Annotated in this window: 15 protein-coding genes; 8 read left to right on the forward strand and 7 right to left on the reverse strand. The window is 53.0% G+C overall.

Annotated features, from left to right (window positions below):
• Positions 1-4 precede the first annotated feature (4 nt).
• The 4 genes from FCS97_RS10365 to FCS97_RS10380 all read right to left on the reverse strand — a co-directional run bounded on the left by FCS97_RS10365 (position 5) and on the right by FCS97_RS10380 (position 3,909).
• Positions 5-832: a UDP-2,3-diacylglucosamine diphosphatase gene (locus FCS97_RS10365; RefSeq protein WP_138518361.1), complete on the reverse strand. Its 828-nt coding sequence runs from the start codon at positions 830-832 to the stop codon at positions 5-7.
• Between the two features lie 66 nt (positions 833-898).
• The gene (locus FCS97_RS10370) at positions 899-1,390 is read right to left on the reverse strand and encodes a peptidylprolyl isomerase (protein ID WP_138518362.1); all 492 of its coding nucleotides are present in this window, start codon (positions 1,388-1,390) and stop codon (positions 899-901) included.
• A gap of 122 nt (positions 1,391-1,512) precedes the next feature.
• Positions 1,513-2,781 (reverse strand): L,D-transpeptidase family protein, encoded by a 1,269-nt coding sequence (locus FCS97_RS10375; protein WP_171035271.1) that lies wholly within the window; start codon positions 2,779-2,781, stop codon positions 1,513-1,515.
• Positions 2,782-2,808: 27 nt separating this feature from the next.
• Complete coding sequence (locus tag FCS97_RS10380) at positions 2,809-3,909, reverse strand: L,D-transpeptidase Cds6 family protein (protein WP_138518364.1); 1,101 nt, start codon at positions 3,907-3,909, stop codon at positions 2,809-2,811.
• A 191-nt stretch (positions 3,910-4,100) separates the two neighbouring features.
• On the opposite strand from FCS97_RS10380, the gene cysS reads away from it, so the two are divergent.
• From cysS to FCS97_RS10410, 6 genes are read left to right on the forward strand one after another with little or no spacing between them, the layout of a single operon-like run.
• Positions 4,101-5,507 carry a cysteine--tRNA ligase gene (gene cysS / locus FCS97_RS10385; RefSeq protein ID WP_138518365.1) on the forward strand — a complete coding sequence of 469 codons (1,407 nt, stop codon included), beginning with the start codon at positions 4,101-4,103 and terminating at the stop codon, positions 5,505-5,507.
• A complete protein-coding gene (locus FCS97_RS10390; RefSeq protein ID WP_138518366.1) occupies positions 5,492-6,145 on the forward strand; it encodes a DNA-3-methyladenine glycosylase family protein in 654 nt (217 codons plus the stop codon). Before cysS ends, FCS97_RS10390 begins: the two co-directional genes overlap by 16 nt.
• 9 nt (positions 6,146-6,154) lie before the next feature.
• Positions 6,155-7,117 (forward strand): acetyl-CoA carboxylase carboxyltransferase subunit alpha, encoded by a 963-nt coding sequence (locus FCS97_RS10395; RefSeq protein ID WP_105028816.1) that lies wholly within the window; start codon positions 6,155-6,157, stop codon positions 7,115-7,117.
• Complete coding sequence (gene tilS / locus FCS97_RS10400) at positions 7,118-8,104, forward strand: tRNA lysidine(34) synthetase TilS (protein WP_138518367.1); 987 nt, start codon at positions 7,118-7,120, stop codon at positions 8,102-8,104.
• Positions 8,097-9,035 carry a 3'-5' exonuclease gene (locus FCS97_RS10405; RefSeq protein WP_171035272.1) on the forward strand — a complete coding sequence of 313 codons (939 nt, stop codon included), beginning with the start codon at positions 8,097-8,099 and terminating at the stop codon, positions 9,033-9,035. The genes tilS and FCS97_RS10405 overlap by 8 nt, the downstream gene beginning before the upstream one ends.
• Positions 9,036-9,038: 3 nt before the next feature.
• Positions 9,039-10,718 carry an ATP-binding domain-containing protein gene (locus FCS97_RS10410; protein ID WP_138518369.1) on the forward strand — a complete coding sequence of 560 codons (1,680 nt, stop codon included), beginning with the start codon at positions 9,039-9,041 and terminating at the stop codon, positions 10,716-10,718.
• Between the two features lie 2 nt (positions 10,719-10,720).
• Here the strand turns inward: FCS97_RS10410 and FCS97_RS10415 are convergent, their stop codons facing one another.
• Complete coding sequence (locus FCS97_RS10415) at positions 10,721-11,161, reverse strand: hypothetical protein (protein WP_138518370.1); 441 nt, start codon at positions 11,159-11,161, stop codon at positions 10,721-10,723.
• A 13-nt stretch (positions 11,162-11,174) separates the two neighbouring features.
• On the opposite strand from FCS97_RS10415, the gene FCS97_RS16795 reads away from it, so the two are divergent.
• Together FCS97_RS16795 and FCS97_RS10420 are read left to right on the forward strand one after the other, a co-directional pair.
• Positions 11,175-11,309 carry a hypothetical protein gene (locus FCS97_RS16795; protein WP_281283836.1) on the forward strand — a complete coding sequence of 45 codons (135 nt, stop codon included), beginning with the start codon at positions 11,175-11,177 and terminating at the stop codon, positions 11,307-11,309.
• Positions 11,310-11,343: 34 nt separating this feature from the next.
• Positions 11,344-13,113: a long-chain-acyl-CoA synthetase gene (locus FCS97_RS10420; protein ID WP_138518371.1), complete on the forward strand. Its 1,770-nt coding sequence runs from the start codon at positions 11,344-11,346 to the stop codon at positions 13,111-13,113.
• On the opposite strand, the gene FCS97_RS10425 is transcribed toward FCS97_RS10420, so the two are convergent.
• Entirely contained in the window at positions 13,105-13,977 is an 873-nt protein-coding gene (locus FCS97_RS10425; protein ID WP_138518372.1) for an esterase/lipase family protein, read from the reverse strand. The two genes, FCS97_RS10420 and FCS97_RS10425, sit on opposite strands and share 9 nt — an antisense overlap.
• A 29-nt stretch (positions 13,978-14,006) precedes the next feature.
• A complete protein-coding gene (locus tag FCS97_RS10430; RefSeq protein WP_138518373.1) occupies positions 14,007-14,471 on the reverse strand; it encodes a hypothetical protein in 465 nt (154 codons plus the stop codon).
• Positions 14,472-14,492 lie beyond the last annotated feature (21 nt).

The raw sequence follows: 14,492 nt of genomic DNA on the forward strand, positions 1-14,492 counted from the left end.
TCGATTAACTGAACAGGTTAAGGCTGAATTCTCCGCTGCTCAGTAGTTTCAAGAAGCCGCCCTTTGGGCGGTTTTTTTCTGGCGCATCAAAATTCCAGTCGGGCAACACAATGCGCTGGCCTTTTTGAAGCCTTTCCTGAGTCGATTCAGGTGTGGCCGGTGCAAGGGAGTTCAAGGTGTTGTGTATGGCGCAGCGGTGCGTGTGGCCATGCAATATGACATCGCTTTTTCCCACATAGTAACCATCGGGCCAATTGCCCTTGAATGTTTCAGCCACGGCTTGCAGATTGGCGTCCATAATGCTCATGGCACTGTTGGCTTTGTGCATTTTGCTTTCACTGCGAATGGCCTTGGCCATTTCAATGCGTTGCGCAAGTGGAAGTGCCAAAAAGTTTTTTTGCCATTTTTCATCCCGGCTTTGAAGCCTGAATTTTTGATAGGCTTTGTCATCCGTGCAAAGTTGGTCGCCGTGGGTAATCAGCACCACCTGGTGGTTGACCAGTAAAAACTCTGGGTCGGGAAGAATGTCGAATCCTGCCGCTTCGGCAAATTGATCACCGAGCAGAAAGTCACGGTTGCCGTGCATGAAATACAGTGTGGCACCCGCAGCTTTTGCGGCTTGAACAGCCTGGATGACGCGTTCGCTGGTGCTGTCGCTGTAGTCGTCTCCATACCAAACCTCCAACAGGTCGCCAAGCAAAAAGATAAGCGTATTTTCCTGGGCCACGCTTGCCAGCCAATTTTCGAAGGCGTCCAGCGTTTTTGGAGAGTGTTCGGACAGGTGCAGGTCGGAGGCAAAGAATGCAGCACCTTGTTGCGGAATTTCAATCAACTTGTTACCTGATTAAAAAGTCGTAAAAAAAGCCCTTCAGTAAGGGCTTTTTTAGTTGGGGCCAGCTTAGAGTACTTCAACACCCTGAATCACCACGTCTTCCAGTGGTACGTCCTGGTGAAAGCCTTTCGAGCCAGTTTTAACGCCTACAATTTTGTCGACAACTTCTTTGCCTTCAGTCACTTTGCCGAATACGCAATAGCCCCAGCCTTGTGGTGTTGGGCTTTTGAAGTTCAGGAATTCATTGTTTTCCACGTTGATGAAAAACTGGGCAGTGGCCGAATGCGGGTCGTTGGTGCGGGCCATGGCAAGGGTGTACTTTTCGTTTTTCAAGCCATTGTCAGCCTCGTTTTTCACGGGGTCCTTGGTGGGCTTTTGTTTCATGCCGGGCTCAAAGCCGCCGCCTTGAACCATAAAACCCGCAATGACGCGGTGAAAAATGGTGTTGGTGTAGAAGCCGCTTTTTGCGTACTCCAGGAAATTGGCCACAGTGGCGGGGGCTTTTTCAGCGTCCAGGGCGATGGTGATGTCGCCGAAATTTGTTTTAAGTTTAACCATGGTTCGTTTTTTCGCTTTTGCAAACGCAGAGGAGATTGAAGAATTACCGATGCTAACAGCAATCGCCGAGAACATCGACCACTTGAGAAAAACACGTTTGCCTTGAGTCACAGACTTGTTCCTTACAGTTTAAAAGTGTCTTCCTGGACAATTTGCCAACGGGTGCCAACTTTCATCCAGTATTGTTGTTTGCGAATTTCACCCGACAGCTTGTCCTCTTGTTTGAAGGACACGAGCATCATGTCTTTGTCGCTGGGGTAGCGCATCACCGTGAGGTCGTCGATGGCAATTTTTCCGAACGACTTGTTGCCAATTTGTTGGTTTTTTTGCCATTCGATCAAACCCTGCCCATCAATTTTTACATCGCTTGCATAGTGGTAAATGCCTTTGGAGAAGCCCTTCTCTAGGTCTTTCTTCCAGGTGTCTACCATGCGCAAGGCGGCTTTGCGGTGGCTTTTCCAAACATCGATTGGTACGAAGTCTAGCCTTTCGCTGATTACAACCTGTGTGCTGCCAATGTCGACAAATTTTTTCAAGGCGAGCAAGTCTTGGTTCGCCAGCACCACACAGCCATCGCTGGCCTTGGGGGGGCGGCTTACATAATGCTTGGGCATGCCATGCAACCAAATGCCATATCCGGTTTTGCCCAAGCGCTTGTCCCACGCGTTTGGATAATCGATGGGCAGGGCGATGGGGCCATAAAAATCGGTCAGCTTTTCTTTGGGCAGCAACTCCGTAATCGTGTAGACACCAATGGGTGTTCTCTTGTCACCTTCGCGTACTTTCACCGCCCCCATTTTTCCTTGAGACACATAAAAGTCGGTCACCAGGCGGGGTTGCGGAAATGCATTTTCGTACAGGAAAAGCCGTGACCGTGTGGTGTCCACCAAAATCACGTAGCGCTGATCGTCGTTCAATTCCACCAGTTCAGCAGGCAGCAAGTCGCGTTGTGGGCGGTCTTTCACGGCTTTGAAGCGTGCAATGGCTTCCTCTCGCAGTTCAGTCAGTTCCTCTTGCTTGCCTTTCGGTACGTTTGGCATGTCCCCGATTTTATTGAGGGGGCGCCCAGCTTTCAGGGACAAAATGTCGCCCTTGAGCATGTGGCCAAGGTAAAAATTTGGAAATTCACTCAACAAGCGGTCGGTCAATTCAAGCGCTTTGTTCAACTCATGATTGCTAAGCGCCAGGTAAATTTCTTCAACCGCGGTGTCGATCACCGGTTGATAGCTGGCCGACTCAAACAACTTGCTGGCCAGTGAACCCTTTTTGGGTTCAGGGTTGCTGTAGGCCGCAAGGTCGAACGATTCCTCGGCGCCAGATTTCACAAAAGTGGGGGCTGCCGTGAATGCCCAAAACATCAGGGGTGCGGCCAGGCGCAACCCTTTGGACATTCCACGAAGCCTGCTTCTAAACCACATTTAGCCGCCCACCCTCTCGCTGGTAATTTTCCAGGTACCACCTTCCTGTTTCATGGTCAGGGTCTTGCTGGACACGTTGTTCAGGCGGTTGGAGAAGTAGCTTTGCTTGAATTTCACCACGGCTTCATTGCCTGTGATGGTGATCAATGGGTTTTCAACCACCACGCGAATGGTCTCTTTGCCAACAATGCGTTGCTCACGCATTTTTTCCCAGTTGGTGCGGTTCATCTTGCCCGGTGTTTCAAAGTCTTGGCTATAGGCACCCAGGTAACCGGCCATGTCCTGATCAGTCCATGCCTTGGCCCAGGCTTCCACGGCTGCCAGCACTTGGCTGTCCATGCCGATGGTGTTGGGTTTTGGTTCAACTGGTTTGCTAGCAGTAATAGCGGGCTCAGCGGCTGGTGCAGGTTTGCTGGGTGCTACTTCCACGGCAGGTGGGGTTGCGGCAACCACAGGTGGAGTTGGCACCACTGCTGGCGCAGTTTTGGCTGGTGCTGGCTTGCTGGCTTGTGCTGCCGCAGGTGCAGCGGCCACTGCCACAGTTTCGGGTTTGCCAGCAATCAGGTTGCGCACCAGTGACAGTTTGGTTTGTGCTGTCGAGTTGCGGCCATCCAGTTGAAGTGCTTTGTCGTAAGACTGGCTTGCCAGCTTGGCGTACACATCACCCAGGTTCTCGTGGGCAGTGGCATAACTGGGATGGGTGCGAATGGCCATTTCCAGAGATTCACGTGCTTTTTCGTATTCACCACGTCCCGCATACAACACGGCCAGGTTGTTGTAGGGCTCGGGCAACTCGGGAAAATCTTCAGTCAACTTGGTGAAAACCGTAATGGCTTCAGCAGTTTTGTTGCGCTCAGTAAGGATCAGGCCTTTCAGGAAACGCATTTGGGCGTCGTTGGGCCTGTTGGCCAGGTAGGCATCTGCGCGGGCCTGTGCCTGTTCAAATTGTCCACTCTGAATCAGCTTAGACACTTCATCCGATTCGTCGGCATAGCCGGGTGCGCCGGCAAATGCCAGGCCCATGAGAGCGATCAGCAAAGCGTATTTGCTTTTCTTGAATTTGCCACTGATTGACGACGTGATTGTTTTTTTAGCCTGCATTCGGTTGCGCCTTTGCGGGGTTACCCGTTTCATCTGATTGGTAGGGAAAAACTCGATCATGCGTAATGATATACTCGACCGCTATTGTAGCAAGCCCCAGAGCGGGTTGGCTTCTGAGCTGGGTTTCCTGAAGGTTCCAGTGTCAGATTGTACCGTTTTGGCCGGCTGGGTCCGCTTTTTTTCTGAGTCCAATGAAATCGTCTCTTCAAATTTACAATTCAATTCTAAGGAAAAAGCAGGCTTTTTCACCGCTTGATCCACAGAACGTTCGAATGTACGTGTGTGGCATGACAGTCTATGACTTCTGCCACCTGGGTCATGCCCGGGTCATGGTGGTGTTTGATCTGCTCAAGCGCTGGTTGCGTGCTTCGGGCTATCCGGTCACTTATGTGCGCAATATCACTGACATTGATGACAAAATTATTCGCCGCGCTGTTGAGAACGGGGAAAGCATCCGTTCGTTGACCGACCGGTTTATCGCAGCCATGCACGAAGATGCCGATGCCTTGGGCATTGAGCGGCCCGACCACGAGCCCCGTGCTACGGAGTATGTGGCAGAAATGCAGGACATGATCCACACCCTGATGAACAAAAGGCTCGCTTACCGGGATGATTCGGGCGATGTGAACTTTGCAGTGCGTTCGTTTCCGGAGTACGGGCGCTTGTCGGGCAAAAGCCTGGATGAATTACGTGCTGGTGAACGGGTGGGCGTGTCTGGCAGCAAGAATGACCCGCTCGATTTTGTGTTGTGGAAAAGTGCGAAGGCTGAAGAACCCGAAGACGCCAAGTGGGAGTCTGATTTTGGTGTGGGGCGCCCGGGCTGGCACATTGAGTGTTCGGCGATGAGTTGCAAGTTGCTGGGCAATACGTTTGATATTCACGGCGGGGGAGCAGACCTGCAATTCCCACACCATGAAAATGAAATTGCCCAAAGCGTGGGGGCCACCGGCGAAAGTTTTGCCCAGTACTGGATGCACAATGGTTTTGTACGCGTGGAGACCAATGGGCAGTCCGAGAAAATGTCGAAATCGCTGAATAACTTTTTCACGATTCGGGATATTTTGAAAGTCTACGATGCCGAGGTGGTGCGGTTTTTTATTCTTCGCGCACAGTATCGCAGTCAACTCACGTATTCCGAAGGCCATGTTCAGGATGCGAAGGCAGCCTTGGGCCGTTTGTACACAGCTGTGGGCGATGTGCAGGCCGCAGCGACCATCGACTGGAGCCAAGACTATGAAGCCCGTTTCGCTGAAGCGATGAACGACGACATGAACACGCCGATTGCGGTTTCTGTGTTGTTTGAAATGGCCAACGAAGTGAACCGCAGCGCCGATCAGACACTGGCCGCGCGCTTGAAAGCCTTGGCACAGGTGTTAGGCTTGTTGGGTCGAACCGCCGAGGCTTTCCAGAAAGCGGAAGTGGGGGAGCAGGCAGGTTCGCTTGACGAGGCCGCGATTCAAGCCTTGATTGACGCCCGCACCCAGGCCAAAGCCGATCGGGATTTCTCGAAGGCTGACGCAATACGCCAGCAGTTGCTTGACATGGGCGTGGTGTTGGAAGACAAACGGGGCGGTGCCACTGAATGGCGGCGAGCCTGAGGCTGAACCTGGATCCCCATGCGCCTGCCTACTGGCAGGAAGCGTGCGAGGCTTTGGCTTCGCAAAGCCCGGTGTGGGCCAATTTGCTTGCCCGCCACCCGGACCGGGCCTTGCGTTCTCGCGGGGCACCCTATGAAACCATGTTGCGCTCGCTGGTGGGGCAGCAAATTTCGGTCAAGGCAGCGGATGCAGTGTGGGCCAGGGTGGTCGATGCCTTGAACGGGCAAATCAACAGTCAGGCCTTGCTCGCTCTAAGTGATGACACATTGAAAGCCACCGGCCTTTCTCGCCAGAAAATTGCGTATTCCCGTGCCTTAAGCGAATTTGAACAGCAAGGCCGCCTTGAACTGGCACTGCTGGACGGCATGGACGACGAAGCCTGCACACGCCACCTGTGTGAAATCAAGGGCGTGGGGCGTTGGACGGCGCAGATGTTTTTGATGTTTTGTTTGCGCAGGCCTGATGTGTGGCCTGTGGATGACATTGGTGTGCAGCGCGGTATCTCGCGCCAATTTTTCGAAGGCGAACCCATCGGACCGAAAGAAGCACTACAATTCGGGGAAAAATTAAAACCTTGGCGAACTGTGGCAGCGTGGTATTTGTGGCGCAGCCTGGACCCAGCCGTGGTGGACTATTAAGAGAACCTCATGAAGCAAACATTTCTAGATTTCGAAGCGCCCATTGCCGAATTGAAAGGCAAAATCGAGGAGCTGCGCCTGGTTCAAGATGGCTCGGCTGTTGATTTGTCAGAAGAAATTCGACGCCTGGAAGGCAAAAGCGATGTGTTGACCAAAGAGCTGTACAGCAAGCTGACCCCCTGGCAAGTTTCGCAGGTGGCGCGTCACCCACAGCGCCCCTACACCCTGGATTACATAGCCCACGCATTCACCGATTTCCACGAGTTGCATGGCGACAGGCACTTTGCCGACGACCCTTCAATTGTGGGCGGGCTGGCTCGCCTCGATGGTGAAAGCGTGATGGTGATTGGTCACCAAAAGGGTCGCGATGTGAAAGAGCGCACCTTGCGCAACTTCGGCATGCCACGGCCGGAAGGCTACCGCAAAGCCCTGCGTTTGATGAAAACTGCTGAGAAGTTCGGTATTCCCATCGTGACCCTGGTGGACACCCCGGGGGCCTACCCCGGCATTGACGCCGAAGAACGTGGGCAATCCGAGGCGATTGGTCGCAATTTGATCGAGATGGCGCAAATTCAGGTGCCCATTGTGAGCGCAATTATTGGTGAGGGTGGCTCAGGTGGTGCTTTGGCCCTGGCTGTGGCCGACCATGTGATCATGATGGAAAATGCCACTTACTCTGTTATTTCTCCTGAGGGTTGTGCCTCCATTTTGTGGCGCAGCGCGGAGAGGGCCTCGGACGCCGCCGAGGCCTTGGGCATTACCGCCAAACGCCTGCGAGATTTGGGCCTGATTCAGGAAATCGTCAAAGAGAGTTTCGGTGGAGCACACCGCGACCACGCGCAAACTGCCAGTAATTTGAAAACAGCCATCAAGGCTGCCTTGAACATGCTGGTGACCTACAAGCCCAAAACTTTGTTGGATGCTCGCCATGACCGTTTGATGAGCTACGGCCACTTCAAGGTGAGCAAGTAATTGAAACAGTCGCTTGAAGCCTTTTTAAGCGACTTCAAGCGCCACGCCCCGGCCCCGGCCAATTTCGTGGTGGCTTACTCTGGCGGGGTCGATTCAACGGTGTTGCTCCATGCTATGCATACAATGGGCTTGCCGCTGCATGCGGTGCATGTGAATCATCAAATTCAGGCGCAGGCCAATGCCTGGGAAACGCACTGCAAAAACCAATGCGAACAGTGGGGTGTGCCGTTCACCGCTTTGCGGGTTGATGTGGAGCCCGGTGATCTCGGCCTTGAAGGCCAGGCCCGTGTGGTGCGCTACCGTGCCATTTTCAACTGGATGAAGGCCAATCAACACCATGTTTTGCTGTGTGCCCACCACCGGGATGATCAACTTGAAACCGTGTTGCTGCAATTGCTGCGCGGCTCTGGCTTGCGGGGTGTGGGCGGCATGCGCGCAATTGGCCAGGTGGGTGTAGACCGCCACCTGCACCCCGAGCTTCTGTTGTGCCGCCCTTTGCTCAACTGCAGCAAGGCCAGCCTGCTGGAGTATGCGCAAGTGAATCGCTTGCCGCACATTGAAGACCCCAGCAATGATGACACCACGCTGCGCCGCAACTGGGTGCGCCATGAACTATTGCCCAGTCTGGAAGAACACTTTCCTCAAAGCCCGAAGGCCTTGCTGCAACTGGCTGAATTTTTTCAGGCACACTATTCAGAAGAGGATTCAAACACAGAGGCGAATGCACCGGAGGTAATTCGTTCCACAGGTGCCCTGCATTTGCTTGCGTGGCGAGAACTCGACGAAACGACCCAGTTAAATACCCTTCGGCATTGGTTGCTGGGGCAGGGCGTGCGTTGTGGCAAACTGAAATTGATCGAGTTGGCCCGCCAATTGCGCATTAACAAAGGTGGAATTCGCGAGGTTAAAAAAGGCTGGCAGGTGAAGGTAAGCCGACAACAGGCGCACTTGCTGCGCGCTGAACCAGAGGACAAAGCGTTTGAATAACGATGAATTGAACAACAGCATTTGCAAGATTGACCCGGAAACAGTCGCCCAATGGCTGGAAAGTACCGGCAATTACAAAGTGCTGCGCCGCATTCAAATGCGTGATGGTTTTGGTGGGCAAATCAACAGCCCAGTGAAGGTGCTGGTGGTCGACACCGAAACCACAGGCCTTGATTTTGCGACATGTGAAGTGATTGAGGTGGGGGCGGTTCTGATCGAGGTCGATCAGGACACCGGAGAAATTGGCGCGGTGTTGGGCAGCTATGGCGGGCTTGAGGAGCCCAAGGTACCGATCACTCCAGAGAATTCAGCCATTCATGGCATTAGCAACGAGATGGTCAAAGGTCGGCGGTTTGATGAAGCCGCCTTGAAAGCCCTGTGCGCGGAAGCTGCCTTGTTTGTGGCTCACAATGCGGCCTTTGACAAGCCTTTCATGCTTCGCCGTTTCCCTTGGCTTGAACAATCGATTTGGGCCTGTACGTTTCGGGAGTTGCCCTGGACCCAGGAGAATTATTCAGGTCGCAAACTGGAATATTTGTTGTCCGATTGTGGCTACTTTCACGGCGCGCACCGCGCGGTGGAGGATTGCAATGCCTTGATTCATGTCTTGGCCGAGCCCTTGAAAACATCGCAGCGCATGCCGTTTCAGGTGTTGTTCGACAGTGCCAATGAGTCGATTTATCAAATTGCTGCCCTGAAAGCACCATTCGAGAAGAAAGATTTTTTGAAGTCCAAAGGTTTTCGCTGGAATGCGGATGACCGTGTTTGGGAATTCGAGGCGGTGGGTTTTTCCGAGGGCAAAGAGGTCATTGAATGGCTGCGCGAGCAGGTGTACTGCACCACTGGCAAGATCATGCTGGGCTTTCGCATTCAGGCTGGTGTTGATCGTTACTCTGGCACCACGCTGAAGCAACAGTTCAAAGAGGTGTAAGGCGTGCCAGCCAAGGTTTATCCCTCTGACACCAGCGAGCTTGCCCTAGACGGCGCACAGGCCCGCGAGCGGGATGTGTTGTTGCAGTTGCAAGCACAGTTGCCCGACAGCTACACCATTTATCACGGCATTCATTGGTCTCGTATCGAGCATGGGTTAACTGTTACCGGGCGAATTCAATTTTTGGTGCTGGGTCCCAGTGGCATCGTTTACAGCATTTTGATGAAAACCGGCTTGATGAAAGTGGATCAAGGCCGTGTGCTCAAACAATTGGGCGAGCAGCGCCAAGACGTGTTCAATGCCTTGGCTGAACAGGGTACTTTGCTGAATCAAAAATTCAGGCAGCAACACCAAGGCACTTTGCGGGTAGAGCCAATTTTTTACTGTCCCGATTTCACAGTGCCGGACCCGGGCGGGCTTACAGTCAATGCTGAGCGGGTGGTGGATGCCCGTCACAAAGACGAACTGGCTGCCTTGATACAAACCATCGACATCACCGCCGACCTGTTTAGCAGCAACTCCAATCCCAAAGCAATTCATTCCTTCCTGTGCAACGAGCTGAATTTGGTTCCTGAGGTGGGTGCATTGTCGCAAGCTGCTGAAACCTTGGTGACGCGCCTGTCGCATGGTTTGGAGCAGTGGGTTTCAAGGCTCAGTTTCGAGCCTTTTCGCTTGCGAGTTACCGGCACCGCAGGCAGCGGTAAGTCGCAATTGGCTTTCAGTGAATTGCAACGCAACCATGCCTTGAAAGCGCGAACCTTGTATGTGTGTTACAACCGTCCACTTTCTTCGCACATGGCGCAGCAGGTGCGTGAAGCAGGTTTGATGGGCGCTGTGGTATTTAACTTTCATGCACTGTGCGACCGCATGCTGCGAGATGCAGGGCAGGAAGTGGACTATGCATCGCCAGGGGTATTTGGCCGACTGGCCGAACAAGTATTGGCAACGCCCTTGGACAAACGCTGGGTGTTTGATTCCATTGTGGTGGATGAAGGCCAGGACTTTGACCAAAGCTGGTTGCCTGTGCTTCAGCGTTGCGCCCATTCCGGTACACGCTGGCTGTGGCTGGAAGACCCCATTCAAAACCTGTACGCCAAACCGGTGGTCAGTTTACCGGCCTGGGTCAGCTTGCACACGCCCATGAATTATCGAAACCCCAAGCGCGTAGTACAGGCCTTGCAGCTGGTTCAACGTGAATTCAAGTTTGAATTGCCGTTACCATTGGACATTGAGGCTGCTTGCCCCCTGGAAGGTTTGCCACTTGAGTTTTTCGAGTACGACAGCGATGAATCTTTGTTGAGCCAAACCGCCAAAGCAATTACTGCATGTTTGCGGCATGGTTTTACGCGCGACAAAATTGCAGTGCTCAGCATGCGCGGTCATGAAAAATCGAAGGTACTGGCGCAAGCCAGTTTGGGGCCTCACAGCCTGAGGCACTTCACAGGCCGATATGATGACAATGGCAGCCAGGTTTTCACCGAGGGCAATGTGCATGCAGAATCAGTTTACCGATTCAAAGGCCAGGCCGCACAGGCAGTGGTGGTGACCGAGTTGGCTTTTGTGGAGTTTGATGAAGCGGACTTCCGGAAACTGTTCGTGGCCATGACCCGAGCCAAGTTGCTGCTGGTTCTGGTTGGACATTCGGACACCCTGCAGCGCTTGCGCAGGGCTGTATTTGGCTGACACTATTGCTGAATTTGCCAGGCCCCTTTGCTGGGGGAGCAGGCTTCACCGCGGAATTTGGTTTTTTCACCGTTCACAATCGTGACACCCAAGTATGTTCGACAAGTATCCGACTTGGCACCAGGCGACAAATACACACCCACACCGTTCACCGGGTTCAACCAGCGCACTGCTTGCCCTGAGGGCACCAATTCCATGGTGTGGCCAAAACAATGGGAGTCGACCGCGAAGGCATCCACCAACTGGGTTTCCGTAAAAATCACCTTGAAAGCATCGTTGGATTCGACGTAAGCCATTTGCTCTGTCAGAGTTCCTTTTAATGCTTCGCTTTGAACCAGCCTGGCTTCGCATTGGCCGCGCAACACGCCAAAGTCATTGTTCCAGCCCTTGCCTGTGTAACCGATGAAATTTTTTGCATGGGCAGCGTGGAAAGGCAGTGCCATGGTGAGCGCAAGCATGCAAAGAACAATGTTAGAGCGTACTTTGGCTATGGGCATGGAAGAATACTTAACAGGGCAGCCTGATGACATTGATAAAAACGGCGTGTACGAGAAATTCGTTGACGCAAAGAGTGTATCTTTTTCTGTGTAAAAAAACATAAGACAGCACCCGGAGACCGCACAAAATGACAGTTCAGGGCAAAACAGTATCCGCAATTGACATTGCAAGAGGCGCCTTGGGTTTTCTGCCTGACGTACCGCATATTTTACCTTCGCTGGCCAGTTTGGCATTTCTCAGACCCCATTCGCGCCGTTCGCTCGGCTTGTTGTTTCAGGAGACTGCACGCAAACATGCGAAATCGCCGTTCCTGAAAAGCGAACAGCAATGCTGGACTTACGCGCAAGCCAATTCAATTTGCAATCAAATGGCGCGAGGCTTGCTTTCGATGGGTGTCAAGGCAGGAGATACTGTGGGCCTGCTGTCGGTCAATCGGCCCGAAACCTTGCTTGCAGTCATTGCATGTGCCAAATTGGGTGCGGTTGCAGCGCTGTTGAATATCAATCAACAAGGGGCAGTGCAGGCGCACAGTTTGAAATTGGTCAAGCCCAAAATAATTTTGGCTTGCGATCGTGGTCTGGACATTCTCAACGAACTGGAATCAGGGCACAGCGCGCTACTCAAAGGCATTGAATTGCTCTCGTTGCAAGCCAGTAGCGCTCACTTGAGAGTGAGCGATTTTCGCAGTGCCTGGTGCACACAGCCCTCTCACAACCTGGCACAAACAGCCCAAATTGTGGCAAGTTCGCCTTGTTTCTATATTTTCACCTCAGGCACCACTGGCTTGCCCAAGGCCTCGGTGATGAGTCACTACCGTTGGTTGCAAGCAGCCTCGGGCATGAGCACAGCGGTGCGTTTGTCGTCCGACGATGTTTTTTACTGTTGCTTGCCGCTTTATCACAACAATGCGCTGACGGTGTCACTTGGGGTTGTGTTGGCCTGCGGGGCCTGTTTTGCGCTGGATGAAAAATTCAGTGCCAGTCAATTCTGGAAGCGTATTTCGCATTACAAAGCCACCGCCTTTTGTTACATCGGGGAGTTGCTGCGTTACCTGTTGAATCAGGCACCGGGCATGGACGATCAGAACCATGAAATTCGTCTGATACTGGGCAATGGCTTGCGCCCGGAAATATGGGAAGACTTTGAAAACCGCTTCGGTATTCACCAAATTTTCGAGTTTTATGGGGCAAGCGAATCCAACCTGGGCTTCATGAATGCCTTTGGTTTGAAGGAAACAGTGGGTTTTTGCCCCATGCCCTTTGAAGTAATTGCTTGCGATGCCGATTCGGAACAAGTGCTGCGAAACGCACGCGGATTTTGTGAAACTGTGGCCCGTGGTGAAGTGGGTTTGTTGATCAGCGAGGTCACTGATCTACGACCTTTTGATGGCTACACTGACCCAAAAGCCAATGAGGGGAAGTTGCTGCGCAACGTATTCAAACGGGGTGACTGCTGGTTCAACTCGGGCGATTTGGTACGCAGGCAAGGGTGGCAGCATATTCAGTTTGTAGACCGTTTGGGCGACACATTTCGCTGGAAAGGCGAGAACGTTGCAACGTCGGAAGTGGAAGGGGTGTTGGCAAAACTCCCGTTTCTTGAGCATGCGGTGGTTTATGGCGTGAAGCTGGACGGGTTTGATGGCCGGGCTGGCATGGCAGCAGTGGCTGTAAAGCCTGGAGCCCAACTGGACATGAGCGCACTGGCCGCGCATGTAACCAGCCAGCTACCCGCTTATGCCGTGCCCCAGTATGTGCGGGTGCTTCAAACCGTAGAAACAACCGGCACTTTCAAATACCAAAAAGTGCAATTGAAGAAAGAAGGCATCGACCCCCAACTGGTGAATGACCCCCTGTATCGTTTCGAGGCCGCCACCCGAAGCTACACCGCTTTAGTTTGAGGCAGTTTGTACTGTTTGGCCCTGAACCAGCTTGACGATTAAATCGAGCGTCTCGGTGTCGTACAACATGCCGCTGTGCGACACCCTTTTGCCGGGCAGCACGTCTTGAATATAAATGTTTTGGACGCCGGGCTCTTTGACAAACTGATTCTCAACGGGCAGAACCACTTTGTCGTTTTTGGTCACCAGAACACTGTATTGCACGCCCGGCATGGTGATTTGGCCTGTTTTCAGTTCGCGTAACAGTGCCGAACGAGGGTGTTGGTCTGCACAAGCCAAGCAATAATCCACCAAATCTCGGTTGGGTGTTTTTGCAATGGATGTACCATTCACGCTGGGCGCCAAGGCCACGAAGCGATCCACATGGTCGGCGCCTTGCAACATTTTGAGATAATAAAAACCAATCAAACCGCCTTGTGAATGGCCGACCAAGGTAACTTTGTTTTGTCCCGTGGCGGTTTTCACAAATTTCACAAAATCAGCCACGCGCTGAGCAGACTCGTCTACAGGGCCGACGCCCTTGAACCAGTCGCTGGGTTCGGCTGCGCCGTAATCAATTGAATACACGCACAAGTCTTGGTTGGCCAACGCGGGGCCCAATGCGCCGAACGAATACATGCTGGACGAAAAAGTGCCGTGAATCAGCACAACCGGGTTTTGACCGTTGGTGGGGCGACATGCCCAGTTGTTGACACCATCGGGCATGGTTTGCCCGCCGATCACCTGGCTTAAAAACGAGCTGGTCCAGTTGGACTTGGCCTGGTATTGGCCAGTCGAATTGGCTGGGCTGGTTGTGCTGCAGGCCGCCATGGTCAGCATGGTCAGGGTGGCGAGTAGCAAACGGCGAGTGAACTGCGTGGGCATACGTGTTCCCGGGTAAGCGTAGTTGTTCCTTAAGACCAGAATCTCAGCAAAGGGTTCTGCAATGCGCCAGCAAACAAATAGAGTGTTCCTCCAATTTCTGCCAACACCAAGGCGACCATGAAGGCTGCCACGCCCGCACGGGGCATGGGATGTTTGCCCATTTTGTGCGGCTGTCTCAACTGGTTGTCTGGCCCTTTCAAGGCGGCTTGCATCAGATAGCCGGCAACAGCCAATGCAAAAAATGCAATCACGATTGCTACTGCGAACAAATTGCGCTCTGGATGGAATGTGCTGAAATGTGCAAGGACGGCCAAGGTGATGCATGCGAAACCGTAGAGCAGGCTAGCCCTGTGGGCGATGTCCACGTAGGGATGTGCCAACCCTTGTTCACTACGCCACATCTGCAAAAACTTCCACAATCCGCTGAAAAGCCCAACGAGCAAAAAGATACCCGCTGAAATAACGGCAAAGGCACTGGCAGAACTGATTGTCATCTGGTTTACCTCTTGGGGGTA

Origin of the sequence: Limnobacter alexandrii (assembly GCF_005871185.1) — a bacterium.
In the GTDB taxonomy this organism is placed as follows: Bacteria; Pseudomonadota; Gammaproteobacteria; order Burkholderiales; family Burkholderiaceae_B; genus Limnobacter; species Limnobacter alexandrii.

What these genes read in the sequence shown, in the direction of transcription:
- FCS97_RS10370 (WP_138518362.1), bottom strand. Translation starts at nt 1,390, where the DNA reads ATGGTTAAACTTAAAACAAATTTCGGCGACATCACCATCGCCCTGGAC.
- FCS97_RS10375 (WP_171035271.1), bottom strand. Translation starts at nt 2,781, where the DNA reads ATGTCCAAAGGGTTGCGCCTGGCCGCACCCCTGATGTTTTGGGCATTC.
- FCS97_RS10380 (WP_138518364.1), bottom strand. Translation starts at nt 3,909, where the DNA reads ATGCAGGCTAAAAAAACAATCACGTCGTCAATCAGTGGCAAATTCAAG.
- cysS (WP_138518365.1), top strand. Translation starts at nt 4,101, where the DNA reads ATGAAATCGTCTCTTCAAATTTACAATTCAATTCTAAGGAAAAAGCAG.
- FCS97_RS10390 (WP_138518366.1), top strand. Translation starts at nt 5,492, where the DNA reads ATGGCGGCGAGCCTGAGGCTGAACCTGGATCCCCATGCGCCTGCCTAC.
- FCS97_RS10395 (WP_105028816.1), top strand. Translation starts at nt 6,155, where the DNA reads ATGAAGCAAACATTTCTAGATTTCGAAGCGCCCATTGCCGAATTGAAA.
- FCS97_RS10415 (WP_138518370.1), bottom strand. Translation starts at nt 11,161, where the DNA reads ATGGCACTGCCTTTCCACGCTGCCCATGCAAAAAATTTCATCGGTTAC.
- FCS97_RS16795 (WP_281283836.1), top strand. Translation starts at nt 11,175, where the DNA reads ATGCAAAGAACAATGTTAGAGCGTACTTTGGCTATGGGCATGGAAGAA.
- FCS97_RS10420 (WP_138518371.1), top strand. Translation starts at nt 11,344, where the DNA reads ATGACAGTTCAGGGCAAAACAGTATCCGCAATTGACATTGCAAGAGGC.
- FCS97_RS10425 (WP_138518372.1), bottom strand. Translation starts at nt 13,977, where the DNA reads ATGCCCACGCAGTTCACTCGCCGTTTGCTACTCGCCACCCTGACCATG.
- FCS97_RS10430 (WP_138518373.1), bottom strand. Translation starts at nt 14,471, where the DNA reads ATGACAATCAGTTCTGCCAGTGCCTTTGCCGTTATTTCAGCGGGTATC.